Origin of the sequence: Thermobacillus composti KWC4, assembly GCF_000227705.2 — a bacterium.
Taxonomy (GTDB): domain Bacteria; phylum Bacillota; class Bacilli; order Paenibacillales; family Paenibacillaceae; genus Thermobacillus; species Thermobacillus xylanilyticus.
Map to the genome: position 1 here is coordinate 882,812 of NC_019897.1, position 15,462 is coordinate 898,273.

Genomic DNA, 15,462 nt, shown 5'->3' on the forward strand with positions numbered 1-15,462 from the left:
TGGAAAGACCTGCCGCCTTCCCCGCTGTACGATACGGTCGTACACCACACCACATCGGCAAAGGGAAGGGGTAGTCCAATGAAGAGAAGGTTCAGCGTGCTCATCGTTCTGCTGCTCGGCATGGCGCTCATGGCCGCCGGCTGCGGAGGCGGCGGTTCCGGCGGCAGCGGCGGCGGGGAGGCCGGATTCGTCGGCATCTCGATGCCGACGAAGTCGTCGGAGCGATGGGTGCACGACGGCAACAACATGAAAGCCGAATTCGAGAAACGGGGCTACAAGGTCGATCTGCAATACGCGGAAGACATCGTCGAGAACCAGGTTTCGCAGATCGAGAACATGATCACGAAAGGCGTGGACGTGCTGGTCATCGCCGCGATTGACGGAGAGTCGCTGACGAACGTCCTCGACAAGGCGAACAGCGAAGGCGTCAAAGTCATCGCCTACGACCGGCTGATCCGCAAGTCCGAACATGTCAGCTACTACGCCACCTTCGACAACTTCAAGGTCGGCGTGCTGCAGGCATCCTACATCGAGCAGGCGCTCGGGCTGAAGGACGGCAAGGGACCGTTCAACATCGAACTGTTCGCCGGCTCGCCCGACGACAACAACGCCTATTTCTTCTTCGACGGCGCGATGAGCGTGCTGCAGCCGTACATCGACAACGGCCAATTGGTCGTCCGGAGCGGCCAGACGAACTTTGACCAGGTGGCGACCCTCCGCTGGGACGGCGCGACGGCGCAGGCGCGGATGGACAATCTGCTCAGCGCCCACTACACGACCGAGCGCGTGGACGCGGTGCTGTCGCCGTATGACGGCATCAGCATCGGCATCATCTCGTCGCTGAAAGGCGTCGGGTACGGCTCCGAGGGCAAGCCGATGCCGGTCATTACGGGGCAGGATGCCGAGCTTGCGTCGGTCAAATCGATCATCGCCGGCGAGCAGACGTCGACCATTTTCAAGGACACCCGCGAACTGGCGAAGAAGGCGGCGGAGATGGCGGAAGCGGTGCTCAAGGGCGAAGAGCCGGAAGTGAACGATACGACGACCTACGACAACGGGGTGAAAGTGGTGCCGTCGTACCTGCTCGAACCCGTCTCCGTCGACAAGTCCAACTACAAGGAAGTGTTGATCGACAGCGGCTATTACACGGAGGATCAATTGCAATAACCGCAACCGGTTGACTTTCGGAATTCCGGCAGGGAGCGATTTCGCGGCGGCCGTTACGGTGCGCGCCCGCGAAATCGTTTCCGCGAAGGAGAGAATCGGAACGATGACAGACATCCTGCTGGAAATGCGGGGCATCACGAAGACGTTTCCCGGCGTCAAGGCGCTCAGCAATGTCAACCTGAAGGTGCGGAAGGGCGAAATCCACGCGCTCATGGGCGAGAACGGCGCCGGGAAATCGACGCTCATGAAGGTGCTGAGCGGCATCTATCCGTACGGCACCTACGAAGGGGACGTGCTGTTCGAAGGCCGGCGTTGCCAGTTCCGGGACATCCGCGACAGCGAGCGGCTCGGCATTGTCATCATCCATCAGGAGCTGGCGCTCAGTCCGTATCTGTCGATCGCGGAGAACATTTTCCTCGGCAACGAGCGCTCCCGGGGCGGCGTCATCAACTGGGGCGAGACGATCGCACGCGCGCGGCAGCTGATGGACATGGTCGGGCTCTCGGAGTCGCCGAACACCCGCATCATGGATCTCGGCGTGGGCAAGCAGCAGCTCGTGGAAATCGCCAAGGCGCTCAGCAAGAACGTCAAGCTGCTCATTCTGGACGAGCCGACCGCCGCCCTCAACGAGCACGACAGCGAGAACCTGCTGCGGCTGCTTAAGACGTTCAAGGCGCGCGGGCTGACGTCGATTCTGATCTCCCACAAGCTGAACGAGATCGTCCAGGTGGCCGACGCCATCACGATCCTGCGGGACGGCGCGACGATCGAGACGCTCGACACCGCCCGGGACGAGATCACGGAAGACCGGATCATCAGGGGCATGGTCGGGCGCGACCTGAAGCATCGCTATCCGGAGCGGGTCCCGAACATCGGCGAGACGATTTTCGAGGTGCGGAATTGGAACGTGTACCATCCCCTCCAGCCGGACCGCCGGGTGATCGAGGATGTGAGCTTCCATATCCGCCGGGGCGAAGTGGTGGGCATCGCCGGCCTGATGGGCGCCGGCCGGACGGAGCTGGCGATGAGCCTGTTCGGCAAGGCGTACGGCAAGAAGATCAGCGGACAGATGCTGAAGAATGGCAAGCCGATCGACCTGCCCGACATTCCGGCCGCCATCCGGAACGGCATTGCCTATGTGACCGAAGACCGGAAAAATTACGGCCTTATTCTGATCCAGGACATCAAGCGCAACACCACCCTCGGGAAGCTGCGGAAGGTCTCCCGGCACGGTGTGATTGACGAGAGGCGGGAAATCGTGGAAGCGGAGGGCTTCCGGCAGCGGCTGAACATCAAGACGCCGAGCATCCTGCAGACCACGATGAACCTGAGCGGCGGCAACCAGCAGAAAGTCGTGCTCAGCAAGTGGATTTTCACCGACCCGGACGTGCTCATCCTGGACGAACCGACCCGCGGGATCGACGTCGGCGCGAAGTACGAAATCTATACGATCATCAATCAGCTCGCCGGCGAGGGGAAGGGCATCCTGCTCATCTCGTCGGAGCTGCCGGAGCTGCTCGGCATGTGCGACCGGATCTATGTCATGAGCGAGGGGCGCATGACCGGCGAGCTGACCCGGGCGGAAGCCACCCAGGAAAACATCATGCGGCTCATGGCGCGAATGGAGGGCGACATCCGTGCAAACGGTCATTAAACAGTTCAGGGCCAACATCCGGCAATACGGCATGCTGATCGCGCTTCTGCTCATCATGCTGCTGTTCCAGATTCTGACGGGCGGCATTCTGCTGAAGCCACTCAACGTGACGAACCTCATACTGCAGAACAGCTACATTCTGGTGCTGGCCATCGGCATGGTGCTCGTGATCATCAGCGGGCACATCGACCTGTCGGTCGGTTCCGTGGCGGCGTTCGTCGGCGCCGTGGCGGCCTTCATGATGGTCGAGCTGAACGTGCCGCTCGCCGCCGCGGTCGTCCTGTCGCTGCTGATGGGCGCGCTGATCGGGGCCTGGCAGGGTTTCTGGGTCGCCTACGTGCGGGTGCCGTCGTTCATCGTCACGCTGGCCGGCATGCTGATGTTTCGCGGGCTCACGATGCTGGTGCTCAAAGGGCAGTCCGTCGGGCCTTTTCCCGAAGCGTTCCGCGCTTTGAGCTCCGGATTCATCCCGGATTTTTCGGGCGGCGGCGGCCTGCATCTGCTCAGCCTCCTGATCGGCGCCCTGCTGTCGGCGCTGCTGATCGCGATCGGCTGGCGCAAGCGCCTGTCGGACATCCGGTACAATTTCGAGGTGCCGCCGCGGGGGTATTTTATCGCCCAGATGGTCATCCTGGCCGCGGCCCTCATGCTGTTCGTCTATGTGCTCGCCAGCTATGAAGGCATTCCGAACATCCTGATCGTGCTGCTCGTCCTCATCTTCCTCTATACTTTCGTCACGAACCGGACGGTCATCGGCCGGCACATCTACGCGATGGGCGGCAACGAGAAGGCGGCCATGCTGTCGGGCGTCAAGACGAAGCGGGTGTCGTTCTGGGTGTTCGTCAACATGGGCACGCTGGCGGCGCTGTCCGGCCTTATTTTCGCCGCCCGCCTGAACGCGGCCACGCCGAAGGCCGGCGTCAACTTCGAGCTCGACGCGATCGCGGCCTGCTTCATTGGCGGCGCCTCCATGTCCGGCGGCGTCGGCACCGTGGTCGGCGCAGTCATCGGCGGCCTTGTGATGGGCGTCATGAACAACGGCATGTCGATCCTCGGCGTGGGCATCGACTGGCAGCAGGCGATCAAGGGGCTGGTGCTGCTGCTCGCCGTCGCCTTCGACATCTACAACCGAAACAAGTCTTCTTGATTGCGTGGCAGACCTTCTCAGCGTTTGGGGGAGGTCTGTCGTCTTTTCTAACGGAACCTGGAGACGTTATTTCATCGAAATTGCGGCTGTTCGGACTGTAACGGAACTCAGCGCACTTATATGGACGTCGCGGACGAAGCTGGATCCATTTTTGCACGAATAAGGTCTTATGGTTCCGTTACGGCTCAGAAATGCGCTTAATTGGACAATTAGCGATTCTGAGTTCCGTTGGCAACCTCGCGTCAACCGCGGGACCGGTCTGGAGCGACCGACCGGATGAAGAGCGCCGGCAACTGTGTTACAATAGCGAAAGAGCCTAGGAAGGAGACTGATATGGCGAACATTCGACTGGTTGCGCTTGACATGGACGGCACGCTGCTGAACGACCGCCAGGAGGTCAGCCCGCGCAATGCGGCGGCCATCCGCCGGGCGCTCGATGCGGGCGTCATCGTCTGCTTCGCGACCGGCCGGGGCGTGCAGAACGTGCTTCCGTATGCGGAGCAGCTCGGCTTGTCGACGCCGATGATCACGGTGAACGGCGGCGAGATCTGGCACCGTCCGCACGATCTGTACAAGCGGACGACGATGGACGCGGCGGATGTGCTGCGCCTGCGCCGGCTGGCGCTGGATCACGGCGTCTGGTACTGGGCTTACGCGACGGACGGCGTCTACAACCGGGAGCGGTGGGTCGAGCCGGAGGAAGATGTCCAGCGCAAAGTGTGGCTGAAGTTCGGCTATTACGAAGAGAACGTGCGGCTTCTGGAGCAGATCCGGTTGACGGCGGAAAGCTGGGGCGGATTCGAAATCTCGAATTCGTCGCCCGTCAACATCGAGCTGAATCCGTCCGGCGTCTCCAAAGGCGCCGCGCTGCTGGAACTGTGCCGACTGCTCGGCATCGATCCGTCCGAGACGGCCGCTGCCGGCGACAGTCTGAACGACCTGTCGATGATCCGCGCGGCAGGCCTCGGCGCAGCGATGGGAGGCGCGCAGCAGGCGGTCAAGGAAGCGGCTGGTATCGTGCTGCCCGGCAACAACGAAGACGGCATCGCGCATCTGATCGAACAATACGTGCTGGGAGGTTGATCCCCGCATGTGGCCGGATGTTCTGCCGGGGCATTCTTCGTCTACGGGTTCATGATTCGTTCGAGCCGTTCGGCTGGGCGTTCTGGACGATTCAGACACTGATCGTCGCCGTGCTTTTCCTGGCGGATTACGCGGTGAACGCCTGGGGCGTGAAACGGTACGGCGGCTCGCGTGCTTCCGTCATCGGCAGCACGATCGGCGTGCTGGTCGGTCCTTTCGTCATTCCGGCGTTCGGGCTTGTCATCGGACCGTTCGCGGGCGCCGTCATCGGCGAGCTGTTGGCCGGCTCCGATCTGGACCGGTCCGTGAAGGTCGGCTGGGGGTCGCTCGTCGGCCTGTTCACCAGCGTCATCGTGAAAATCGTGCTGCAAGCGGTGATGATTCTGCTGTTCGCGCTGTGGCTGATTTTTTAACTGAGAATGGAGGAGCCTGAAAAATGATTCGCGTCACGGTATGGAATGAGTTCTTGCATGAGAAAGAGCATGAAGAGGTCATCAAAGTTTATCCGGACGGCATCCACAACGCGATTGCACGAGGCATCGCGGAGGACGGCATCGCGGTGCGCACCGCCACGCTCGACCAGCCGGAACACGGCCTGACGGAAGAGGTGCTGAATGACACCGACGTGTTGATCTGGTGGGGCCATATGGGGCATGACAAGGTCGATGACGCGATCGTCGACCGCGTCCATCAGAGGGTGCTGGACGGCATGGGGCTCATCGTGCTGCACTCGGCCCACTTCTCGAAAATTTTCCGCAAGCTGATGGGCACGTCGTGCGATCTGAAATGGCGTGAGGCGAACGAGAAGGAGCGTCTGTGGGTCGTCAATCCGGCGCACCCGATCGCGGCGGGACTGCCGGAGTACATCACGCTCGAACACGAGGAAATGTACGGCGAGCATTTCGATATTCCGGCGCCGGACGAGCTGATCTTCGTCAGCTGGTTCGAAGGCGGCGAAGTGTTCCGCAGCGGCTGCACGTTCTACCGCGGCCAAGGCCGGATCTTCTATTTCCGTCCCGGCCATGAGACGTATCCGACGTATCACAATCCCCGGATTCTGCAAGTCATCAAGAACGGCGTGCGCTGGGCGGCTCCGGCGGGCGCGGCGAAGCCGGTGCGCGGGAACGTCAAGCCGCTTGAGCCGATCAAAGGCTGAACCTTGTCCGGCCGGCGGCCGGATCCGAAGGACTGGATAACGTGAGCCTGAAGAAAGATTCTCTGATACGGGGCACGATCATTCTGGCTGCCGCCGCGCTCATCGCCCGCTTCCTCGGCATCTTCCAGCGGGTTCCGCTCGATTACATGCTGACGGAAGCGGGCGGCGCCTATTTCACGGCGGCCAACAATATTTATCTGCTGCTCCTCGTGGTCGCGACGGCGGGCATTCCGAGCACGATCAGCAAGATGATCGCGGAGCGGCACGCGCAGGGACGGATCGCGGAGGCGCGCGACATCTACCGCGCCGCGCTCCTGTTCGGCATCGTGACGGGCGTCATCGTATCGGGCGCCCTGTTCGTGTTCGCGCCGCTGCTCGCGCGGGACAACCCGGGCGCGACGGCGTCGATTCGCGCCATCGCGCCGGCGCTGCTCCTGTTCCCGGTTATCGCGATGATGCGCGGGTATTTCCAGGGGCGGCAGTATATGACGGCGGGCGGCGTCTCGCAGATCGTCGAGCAGATTCTGCGCGTCGTGACGAGCGTCGCGCTCGCGTTCGCGCTGCTCAGCTGGGGCTACGGCGACGAGCGGGTGGCTGCGGCGGCGTCGGCGGGCACGATCTTCGGCGCCGTCGGCGCGTTCGCCGTCATGCTGGCCTACGCGGTGAAGCTGAGGCGGGCGGACGCCGCCGACCGCCGGCATGCCGCCGCCGTGAGGCGCGGCGGCCGGAAGCTTCGGTACGGCGATATTTACCGCGAGATTTTCCGCTTGTCCGTGCCGATCGTGCTGACCTCGATGACGGTACAGTTTTTCTATTATTTCGATACGCAATTTTTCTATCGGTTGACGGAATCGTACTATGGCACCCGCGAGCTGACGAACGCCGCGCTCGACATTCTCGGGATGAAGGCGCAGACGATCGCGGGCATTCCGCCGATTCTGGCCGTCGCGCTCAGCCAGTCGATCATCCCGGTCATCTCGTCGGCGTACGCGACGGGCAACATGCGGGAAGTGAGCCGGCAGGCGTCGCTCGTGCTGCGCATCGTCATCTTCACCGGCGTGCCGATCGCGCTGGCGCTGACCGCCGCCGCTCCCTCCGTCACCGGGCTGCTGTACACGCCCGGCGGCAGCGGCGTCGTCGCCGCGCTGACGGCCGGCACGGTGCTGCAGATCGTCATGATGACGACGAACTCGACCCTGTTCGGCCTCGGCAAGCCGCGCCAGGCGATGTACCATACGCTTACCGGCATGGCGGTCAAGGCGGCGCTGAGCGCCGTTTTCGGCCCCGCGCTCGGCGTGTACGGGCTCATCCTCGCGTCGACCGTCGGCTTCCTCTGGATCAGCTGGTTCAACGTGCTGTCGATCCGCAAGGTCGTTCCGATCTCCGTGCTCGGCTCGCGCTGGCTGCCGTACACGGGCGCCGTGCTGCTGGCGTCCGCCGCGGGGTTCGGCATTGACTTCGCCGGCCTGCGGCTGTTTGAGGATCTGCCGTTCAAGCTGGCCTGCCTCTTCACGGCGGCCGCATCCTGCGCCGCTTCCGCGGCGGCATACCTCGTGTTCATGGTGCTGTTCGGCGCGGTGACCAGGGATGACGCGGCATCGTTCCCCGGGCCGCTCAGGAAGCTGTTCGCGCCGCTGCTCCGCATCCGGGCGCGCTAGTGCGGAAGTCCTCCTCTTATTGCAGGATTCTGTCGTCTCCTTGTCGAATTTAGGAGAAAGTTCCTTCAATCCCAGAGACAGAAGAGAGGAGACGGGATGAAGGCATGAGGAGATGGCTTGCGCTGGCGCTTTCGGCGCTGCTTCTGTTCACGTCGGGCTGCCAGGCCGTTCAGGGGATCGATCTGAACGGCATGATCAAGCAGTCGCGCCAGGTGATATCGGCGGAAGGCAGCGTCACGTATGAAGTGGAGCCGCCGAATGGTGGAATATCAATGGCGACGTCGGGCTTGAGCCGCCGGACGATGTGATAGAAGCCGGGGTTACGCTTGAAGAGATGGCCGAATGGTCGATGGCGGACGGAATCCGGTTCATAGGCCGGGATTCCGGACTGTTCGAACTGATCTTCCGGCCCGGGAAAGCGGGCGTGCAGGAGCTGCAGTTGTACCTTGATGATGACGGGACGGCGCCGATTCCGACGCCGAACGGCTCGACGCTCGTGCCGCTGCGCCGTACGGCGGATGCGTTCGGCGTCACCATCAAGTACGATCCGCAGACGAGACGGCTTCTGCTGCACGATGACATCACCGGGACGGATATCGCGCTGACGGTCGGCAGCCGGCTGGTCGAGGTGAACGGCGAGACCGTCTAATGGCCGTATCCGGCCATCACGGGCGCGGACGGCGCAGCCTACGTTCCCGGACGCGATCTGATGAAGGCGATCGGCGGCACGATTGCTTGGAGCAGCCAGTCGGACAGAAAAGTGCTGATCCTGAAACGCGATGCCGCGGATCTGGTGAGCTTATAATCCGTTGCCGGCATCTGAACGCAATAAGCAGCAAGGCTTTCATTTTCATTACAGAAATCTATCAATTACAGTGCAATTATGGTAAAATATTGATTGTTATTCATACATAAATATGAGAGGAGACGGAGTGAAGGCATGCGGATGAGGAAATGGCTTGCGCTGGCGTTTGCGGCGCTGCTCCTGTTCGCGGCAGGCTGTCAGGCTGTGCAAGGGGTCGATCTGAACGGGGTGCTGAAGCAGTCGTTCAAGACGACCGCGGCGGAAGGGAGCCTCACGTACGAATTCGAGCTGGATTTGAGCAAGGAACTGTTGAACGAGCTTGCAGGCGAAGAAGAAGCCGCGGCGATCCTGCCGCTGCTCACCCATGTGAAGCTGCAAATTGACGAGTACAAGGTCAAGGACCCGTGGAACATCTCGATGCGCGGCACGCTGTGGCTCGGGGACATCGGCATCGGCTTCTCGGCGCAAATGGCCGATACGCTGATGGTGGTCGAGCTGGACGGCGCGAGCGCTCCGATCGTCATCGATCTGAGCGCAGCGGACGAGGAACTGTCCGATGTCGCGCTGTCGGATGAGCAGCTGCGTCAAACGCAGGAAATGATGCTGAAATTCCTGGAGTCGTCCGGAGACTATTTGGTTGACAACATGCCGAATGTCTCCGATCTGTCGGTTGCGCTGAGCACGCCCGTGACCGTGGGCGGAGAGGAGCTGTCGCTCACCCGGGTCAGCGTCCGGTTTGACGGCGCCGAACTGTTCGAATGGCTGAAGAAATACCTTGAAGCGCTGATTGCGGACGAAGAAGGCGCACGGACGCTGGTTCAATCGCTCGCGACGATGCTGAGCGAACAGTCGGCCCTGTTCGCGGACAGTGAACTGCCGGTTGACGAACTGGCGATCGTCGAAGAAGAAGAGGACATTGCCGCAGCGGCGGAAGAGCTGATCGGAGCCTTGAAGGAGGCGGCGGCAGGACTCGCGTATCTGGAAGCGGCCGAGCCCGAAATGATTCAGGCGATCTTCAATGACAGCCTCCAGGTGCGCGCCGACCTCTATGTCGACGGCAAGCTCCATATCCGCAAGCAAGACGTCGAAGTCGAGTTCCGTCCGGATGCGGAGGAACTGAAGTCGGCGTTCGGCGAAAATCCGATTGAAGGGTTGAACGGCATCCGTTTGGCTTATTCCGCCGAATTGTGGAATATTAATGGCGATGTTGAGCTGGTTAAGCCGCAGGTTCCCGAAGACGGCGGCATTACGCCCGAAAACATGGCAGAATGGTCGACGGCGGATGCGCTCCGCTTCTTTGACACCGAGTCCGGTCTGTACGAGCTGCTGGCCAACCGGTTCAAGATCGGAGAGCAGGAGCTTAGGCTCTATCCCGAGTTTGACGACCCGGCTCCGATCAAGGCGCCGAACGGCTGGACGCTCGTGCCGCTGCGCGATACGGCGGAGTATTTCGAAGCGGAAGTCAAATTCGATCCGAAGACGAAAAATCTCATCCTGCGCGATGATGCCACCGGAAACGAGGTTGTGCTGACGGTCGGCAGCAACAAGGTCGCGGTGAACGGGAAGACGGTTGAGTGGGGCTACCCGGTCACCGTCATGGCGGACGGCGTCACGTATGTGCCGGCACGCAATCTGATGGAAATGCTCGGCGGATCGGTCGCATGGATCAACGAAGACGGATCCCAGGTGCTGGTCATGAAGCGCGATGTCGCGGAACTGATTGTACCGTAATCGGCCGCGGGGGTGATCGGACGGCAGGCGCACCGCTCCCGCATGCGCGTCGGAAGGAGCGATGAACATGGACAAAGCGGCTGATGCCGCGGATTTCCGCAGCCGGATCGGACGGGACGTCCTGACTGTCGCGGTGTTCAAGGCGGACTGGTGTCCGGATTGCCGGTTCCTCGATCTGTTCATGGCGGATATCGAGGAAGCGTTCCGGGACCGGATCGAATTTCTGGAAGTCGACCGCGACGAGCTGCTTGATCTGTTCATCGAGCTGGATATTTACGGCATTCCGAGCTTCGTCGCATTCCGCGGAGGGCGCGAGATCGTCCGGTTCGTCAGCAAGCTGCGCAAATCGCGGCCCGAGATCGAGCGGTTCCTGGAACGCGCGATCCAGGTGGACGCGGCGCTGAGCGGGCGAAACGGTTAAGGGCAATCGGACGGGTTGCCGTCATGGAAGCGGCAGGCATCGACCGGCTGACGGTCGGCGCCTGCCGCTTTGTCTGCCGCTTCCAGCCGAATTCATCGTTTCTACATGGATTTCGCCGGATGCAATCGTTATAATGTAATGTTGACAGAGTCTGTGAAGCGAGCCGCCGGGCTCTCTGCCCGTAATCCGGATCGTTCGACAGAAGAAATGTGGTGAGTAAATGATATCCGGCGGTTACCGCAAACTGGTCATCGCAACATGCATCGGCATGCTGATCGTGCTCCTCGGGGGCGCGCTTGTGACGAATACCGACTCCGGCGACGGCTGCGGCACGGACTGGCCGCTATGCAACGGCAAGTTCATCCCGGCGTGGACGCTGGAGTCGGCGATCGAGTATTCCCATCGCTTTTTTACCGGTATTGTCGGCATTCTGGTCGCGCTGACCTGCATCGCCACGTACCGGCTCGTGCGGAACATGGACAAGCCCGATCCGGAACCGCTGTGGTACGCCGGCAGCATCTTCGTGTTCACGGTCGTTCAGGCGCTGATGGGCGCGGCGGCGGTGAAGTGGCCGCAGTCTTCACAGGTGATGGCGCTGCATTTCGGCATTTCGCTGTTCGCGTTCGCGAGCACGCTGCTGCTTGTCATCTGGGTGATGCGCCAGCGGCATGCGGCGAACCGGAAGCCGCCGTCCATCCCGCGGGGCATCGCCCCGCTCGCCCTGGCGACATCCGTGTACAGCCTCGTCGTCATTTACCTGGGCGCCTACATCCGGCACACCGACTCCGCCGGCGGCTGCGGCACGGATTGGCCGCTCTGCAACGGCGCGTTCGTGCCGGAGCTGGAAGGGGCGACGCTGGTCGCCTTCGTGCACCGGCTGGCGGCGGCGCTGTTCCTCTTCGCGGTCATCTTGCTCCATGCTTATGTCTGGCGCCGGCGTCATGCGGACAGCGAGACGGCGAGAACATCCTCATGGGTGCTCGGGCTGACTTTCGGGCAAGTGCTGAGCGGCGCGCTGGTGGCGTGGACGGTGGGGAACGAGGATCTGTTTATTTTCACCAGTCTGCTGCATAATCTCGTCATATGCGGCCTGTTCAGTCTGCTGCTTGATCTGAGCATCCGTTCATGGCGCTATCGCGACGTCGGCAGGGATACGCAGGTTGTCGATTCGCACGCATAGGGAGGTGCCGCGTTGCTGCGCACGTTGTTCGGCGAGCAGCCAAGACGGTTGACCGGGCGGATGGCCGAGGTTTACAAGGAAATCAACCAGTTCGCGAATCTGATGCACGAGCGGATCTCGGCCGGCAAGGACCGGGAGTACCGTCTGCGCGTGTACGAGATCGGTGCTCTCGGGCTGATGGCGTCGCTGGATGAGCTGGAGCAGAGCCTGTACGCGGCGCGCGGTTATGCGCACCGCATCCGGAAGCCGTCGCTCGCGCATATGTCGCATGAAGAGCAGCTGGATTATTTCCGGTATGTCTATTTCGACAAAAACGGATTCATCCGCGTGTTCGCCATCCTCGACAAACTCGGTGCTTTCCTGAACGACGCCCTCGAACTGCAAACCGAGAAAATGAAGCCGCAGTTCTCCTACTTCACCGTGCTGCGCAACATGCGGCAGAAGCGGCTTCACCCGAAGCTGTCCGCCGCGCTCGACGAGCTGAAGGAGAAGTATCAGGCGCCGCTCTCCGAGCTGCGCAAGCGGCGCAACATCGAAGTGCATTTCATGAACACCGAGATGATGGACGATCTGATGCAGAGCCGCAAGTCGTACGGCAAACCGGCGAAGCTGGAAAACATCGAAGACCAGGTCAGACAGCTGGAAGAGGCGTTCGAGATGATTACGTCATCCCTGTGCATCGCGTTCCGCTATGTCCGGCGCTGGATGAAGTGACCGTCCGGAAGCGGCCGCGGGCAGGGAACGATGCGCGGAGGAGGAATCGATGGAGCTGAAGGGGAGAAAGGCGCTGATCACCGGGAGCGCGAAAGGTCTCGGCAAGCGGACCGCGCTGCTCCTCGCCGAAGCGGGATGCGACGTCATCGTGAACTACGTCTCCAGTCGGGCCGAGGCGGAAGCGCTGGCCGGCGAGCTGCGGGGGCTCGGGGTCCGGTCCGCCGCCTTGCAGGCCGACGTCTCGGATCCGAAGCAGGTCGAGCGGCTGGCCGAAGAGGCGGAGCGGCTGCTCGGCGGCATCGACATCCTGATCAACAACGCGGGTCCGTTCATTCGCGAGCGGCGGCTGTTCGCCGAATATACGCCGGATGAGATCATCGGGCTGGTGAACGGCAATCTGCTCGGCGTCATGCTGCTCGACCGTCTGCTGCTGCCAGGGATGCGGCAGCGGGGATGGGGGCGGATCATCCATTTCGGCTTCGGTCATGCCGGCGAGTCACGCGCCTGGCCGCACCGCGCCGTGTACGCCGCGGCGAAGACGGCGCTCGTCTCCTTCACGAAGACGCTGGCCGTCGAGGAAGCGGCCCGCGGCATTACGGTGAACATGATCTGTCCCGGCGACATTCGCGGCGCGAACAAGGAGAAGTCGATCGACGACGTGCAGGGCGAGATCGATCCGGAATCGCAGCGCCGGCCCGGAACGGGCGAGGACGTGGCGCGCGCCATCCGGTTCCTGTGCGACCCGCGGTCGGACTTCATCACCGGCAACCTGCTGGAGGTGACCGGCGGTTTCGATCCGATCCGGAATACGATCTGAAGCGCACAAGAAAAAGCGTCTTGTGCCGCAGCCGTTCGGGCGAACGGCCGCGGAGGCAAGACGCTTGTTTCTTGTCCAAATGACGGATATCAGAATACTTGAATGACCTCTTGGATGCCCTCGACTTCCTCCAGCAGCGCGCGTTCGATGCCTGCCTTCAGCGTGATCGTCGAGCTCGGGCAGCTGCCGCATGCGCCCATCAGACGCAGCTTCACGACGCCGTCTTCAACGTCGACCAGTTCGACGTCGCCGCCGTCGCGCTGCAGGAACGGACGCAACTTGTCAAGGACGTCGAGCACTTCGTCGTACATCGTTTGGTCCGACGTTTTGCTCATTTGCCATCAGCTCCTTTCTTGCTTACTATTTATTATAGTACAAAACGGGCAGAATGAAAACGGATCGGATAAGGGCAGGTGAACCGCGTGGATCGGCCGATCATCGAATTTTGCGCGAACAACATGCATCACGGCACGGACGCGGTGATGCGCCGGCTCGAAGCGGAACCGGACAAATACGAGGTCATCGAATACGGCTGCCTGGGCAACTGCGGCGAATGTTTCCTGTTCCCCTACGCGTACGTGAACGGCGAGATCGTGGCTGCCGAGACGGCGGAAGAGCTGTACGAAGCGATACTGAAGGCCGTCAAGGAGCAGCAGGCCGAGCGGAAGATGCTCGACAAGCTGCTGGACGATCTGTAACAAATGATGTACATGCGCCGGCCGTTCAATCCAACCATGTGCTGGTGATCAATGTGGTCGCAAGCATAGGCAAGGGCTCCCCGACGGGTTCGGGGAGCCCGATGCATACTGGGCGCATTAATCGTACACCTTGATCTCGTTGTAGAACGTGTCGCGTTCGACCGGAATCCGGCCGGCGCCTTTCACAAGCCAGATCAGATCTTCGCGCGTAATGCCTTCCGGCGTCAGCGCGCCGGCGGAATGGCTGATCCGCTCCTTCACGATCGTGCCGTGGACGTCGGAAGCGCCCATCGCCAGCGACACCTGGGTGAGCTGCGTTCCGATGTTGATGAAGTAAGCCTTGATGTGCTGGAAGTTGTCCAGCATGAGCCGGCTGATCGCAATCGTCTTCAGATCTTCGAACGCCGAGTTCCGTCGGCGGATGCTTGCCTTCGGGCTGGAGGGCTGCATCGACAACGGGATGAATACCATGAAGCCGTTCATTTCGTCCTGAAGTTCGCGCAGTTTGATCAGGTGCTCGATCCGGTCGCGATGCGTCTCGATGGCGCCGTACAGCATCGTCGTGTGCGTCCGGATGCCGAGCTGATGCGCGGTGCGGTGCACTTCGAGATATTGGTTCACGTCCGCTTTCTCGACGCGCATTTTCTTGCGGTATTCATCGGACAGAATTTCGGCGCCGCCGCCCGTCAGCGTGCCGAGCCCGGCCTTGACCAGCTCCTCCAGCACTTCCTTGTACGAGAGGCCGGAGAGCCGCGAGAAGAACTCGATCTCCGCTGCGGTGTACGCCTTCAGCGTCACGTCCGGATAGCGCTGCTTCAGCACGCGGAGCGATTCGACGTAGTAGTCGAACGGCACATGCGGATTGTGGCCGCCGACGATATGGAATTCCCGGACGCCGGGATGGTAATGCTTCTCGATATAGGCGAGCATCTCTTCGCCGGTGAGCGTGTACGCGCCCTCTTCGCCCTGGTCCCGGCGGAAGCTGCAGAACGCGCAGTGCGATTCGCACACGTTCGTAAAGTACAGGCTCATGTTCTCGATGAAATAGACTTTCTTGCCGTTCTTCCGCAGGTTCACTTCGTTCGCCATCTGGCCGATGGCGAGCAGATCATCGGACTCGTACAGGAAGACGCCGTCTTCGAGGGTCAGCCGCTGACCATAGTGTACCTTCTCTCGGATTTCCTGCATGCGTGAATGTTCGGTCGGGATTACGACGTTCATGGCCATTCCT

General features: G+C 61.6%; 16 protein-coding genes and 1 pseudogene. 15 read left to right on the plus strand and 2 right to left on the minus strand.

Annotated features, from left to right (window positions below):
• The first annotated feature begins 78 nt into the window (after positions 1-78).
• The 14 genes and pseudogenes from chvE to THECO_RS04195 all read left to right on the plus strand — a co-directional run bounded on the left by chvE (position 79) and on the right by THECO_RS04195 (position 13,533).
• Positions 79-1,167: a multiple monosaccharide ABC transporter substrate-binding protein gene (gene chvE, locus THECO_RS04130; RefSeq protein ID WP_041853789.1), complete on the plus strand. Its 1,089-nt coding sequence runs from the start codon at positions 79-81 to the stop codon at positions 1,165-1,167.
• A gap of 103 nt (positions 1,168-1,270) precedes the next feature.
• Positions 1,271-2,821: a multiple monosaccharide ABC transporter ATP-binding protein gene (gene mmsA, locus THECO_RS04135; RefSeq protein WP_015253812.1), complete on the plus strand. Its 1,551-nt coding sequence runs from the start codon at positions 1,271-1,273 to the stop codon at positions 2,819-2,821.
• Positions 2,805-3,968, plus strand: a complete 1,164-nt coding sequence (mmsB, locus tag THECO_RS04140) for a multiple monosaccharide ABC transporter permease (RefSeq protein WP_015253813.1) — start codon at positions 2,805-2,807, stop codon at positions 3,966-3,968. Before mmsA ends, mmsB begins: the two co-directional genes overlap by 17 nt.
• 333 nt (positions 3,969-4,301) lie before the next feature.
• The gene (locus THECO_RS04145; RefSeq protein ID WP_015253814.1) at positions 4,302-5,051 is read left to right on the plus strand and encodes a Cof-type HAD-IIB family hydrolase; all 750 of its coding nucleotides are present in this window, start codon (positions 4,302-4,304) and stop codon (positions 5,049-5,051) included.
• A gap of 30 nt (positions 5,052-5,081) precedes the next feature.
• Positions 5,082-5,464 (plus strand): annotated as a pseudogene (locus THECO_RS04150) (DUF456 domain-containing protein); the annotation flags it as partial.
• Positions 5,465-5,487: 23 nt separating this feature from the next.
• Entirely contained in the window at positions 5,488-6,207 is a 720-nt protein-coding gene (locus THECO_RS04155) for a ThuA domain-containing protein (RefSeq protein ID WP_015253816.1), read from the plus strand.
• 41 nt (positions 6,208-6,248) lie between these two features.
• Positions 6,249-7,865, plus strand: coding sequence for a putative polysaccharide biosynthesis protein (locus THECO_RS04160; RefSeq protein ID WP_015253817.1), 1,617 nt, complete (start codon positions 6,249-6,251; stop codon positions 7,863-7,865).
• Between the two features lie 104 nt (positions 7,866-7,969).
• A complete protein-coding gene (locus THECO_RS04165) occupies positions 7,970-8,173 on the plus strand; it encodes a hypothetical protein (protein WP_015253818.1) in 204 nt (67 codons plus the stop codon).
• Positions 8,170-8,514: a copper amine oxidase N-terminal domain-containing protein gene (locus THECO_RS04170; protein ID WP_015253819.1), complete on the plus strand. Its 345-nt coding sequence runs from the start codon at positions 8,170-8,172 to the stop codon at positions 8,512-8,514. Before THECO_RS04165 ends, THECO_RS04170 begins: the two co-directional genes overlap by 4 nt.
• 297 nt (positions 8,515-8,811) lie before the next feature.
• Positions 8,812-10,401: a copper amine oxidase N-terminal domain-containing protein gene (locus THECO_RS04175; RefSeq protein WP_157373520.1), complete on the plus strand. Its 1,590-nt coding sequence runs from the start codon at positions 8,812-8,814 to the stop codon at positions 10,399-10,401.
• A gap of 67 nt (positions 10,402-10,468) precedes the next feature.
• Entirely contained in the window at positions 10,469-10,822 is a 354-nt protein-coding gene (locus THECO_RS04180) for a thioredoxin family protein (RefSeq protein ID WP_015253821.1), read from the plus strand.
• A gap of 220 nt (positions 10,823-11,042) precedes the next feature.
• A complete protein-coding gene (locus THECO_RS04185) occupies positions 11,043-12,002 on the plus strand; it encodes a COX15/CtaA family protein (RefSeq protein ID WP_015253822.1) in 960 nt (319 codons plus the stop codon).
• 12 nt (positions 12,003-12,014) lie between these two features.
• Positions 12,015-12,716, plus strand: a complete 702-nt coding sequence (locus THECO_RS04190; protein ID WP_015253823.1) for a Cthe_2314 family HEPN domain-containing protein — start codon at positions 12,015-12,017, stop codon at positions 12,714-12,716.
• Between the two features lie 49 nt (positions 12,717-12,765).
• Positions 12,766-13,533, plus strand: coding sequence for an SDR family oxidoreductase (locus tag THECO_RS04195; RefSeq protein ID WP_015253824.1), 768 nt, complete (start codon positions 12,766-12,768; stop codon positions 13,531-13,533).
• An 89-nt stretch (positions 13,534-13,622) separates the two neighbouring features.
• Here the strand turns inward: THECO_RS04195 and THECO_RS04200 are convergent, their stop codons facing one another.
• A complete protein-coding gene (locus THECO_RS04200; protein WP_015253825.1) occupies positions 13,623-13,868 on the minus strand; it encodes a NifU family protein in 246 nt (81 codons plus the stop codon).
• A gap of 78 nt (positions 13,869-13,946) precedes the next feature.
• Here THECO_RS04200 and THECO_RS04205 point away from each other — a divergent pair, with 78 nt between their 5' ends.
• The gene (locus THECO_RS04205) at positions 13,947-14,231 is read left to right on the plus strand and encodes a YuzB family protein (protein WP_015253826.1); all 285 of its coding nucleotides are present in this window, start codon (positions 13,947-13,949) and stop codon (positions 14,229-14,231) included.
• 117 nt (positions 14,232-14,348) lie between these two features.
• Here THECO_RS04205 and mqnE read toward each other — a convergent pair whose 3' ends face one another.
• A complete protein-coding gene (gene mqnE, locus THECO_RS04210) occupies positions 14,349-15,452 on the minus strand; it encodes an aminofutalosine synthase MqnE (protein WP_015253827.1) in 1,104 nt (367 codons plus the stop codon).
• Positions 15,453-15,462: the final 10 nt, after the last annotated feature.

Excerpts from the sequence above, each read along its gene's own strand:
- chvE (WP_041853789.1), top strand. The coding sequence starts at position 79 with ATGAAGAGAAGGTTCAGCGTGCTCATCGTTCTGCTGCTCGGCATGGCG.
- mmsA (WP_015253812.1), top strand. The coding sequence starts at position 1,271 with ATGACAGACATCCTGCTGGAAATGCGGGGCATCACGAAGACGTTTCCC.
- THECO_RS04145 (WP_015253814.1), top strand. The coding sequence starts at position 4,302 with ATGGCGAACATTCGACTGGTTGCGCTTGACATGGACGGCACGCTGCTG.
- THECO_RS04155 (WP_015253816.1), top strand. The coding sequence starts at position 5,488 with ATGATTCGCGTCACGGTATGGAATGAGTTCTTGCATGAGAAAGAGCAT.
- THECO_RS04165 (WP_015253818.1), top strand. The coding sequence starts at position 7,970 with ATGAGGAGATGGCTTGCGCTGGCGCTTTCGGCGCTGCTTCTGTTCACG.
- THECO_RS04175 (WP_157373520.1), top strand. The coding sequence starts at position 8,812 with ATGAGGAAATGGCTTGCGCTGGCGTTTGCGGCGCTGCTCCTGTTCGCG.
- THECO_RS04180 (WP_015253821.1), top strand. The coding sequence starts at position 10,469 with ATGGACAAAGCGGCTGATGCCGCGGATTTCCGCAGCCGGATCGGACGG.
- THECO_RS04185 (WP_015253822.1), top strand. The coding sequence starts at position 11,043 with ATGATATCCGGCGGTTACCGCAAACTGGTCATCGCAACATGCATCGGC.
- THECO_RS04195 (WP_015253824.1), top strand. The coding sequence starts at position 12,766 with ATGGAGCTGAAGGGGAGAAAGGCGCTGATCACCGGGAGCGCGAAAGGT.
- THECO_RS04200 (WP_015253825.1), bottom strand. The coding sequence starts at position 13,868 with ATGAGCAAAACGTCGGACCAAACGATGTACGACGAAGTGCTCGACGTC.
- mqnE (WP_015253827.1), bottom strand. The coding sequence starts at position 15,452 with ATGAACGTCGTAATCCCGACCGAACATTCACGCATGCAGGAAATCCGA.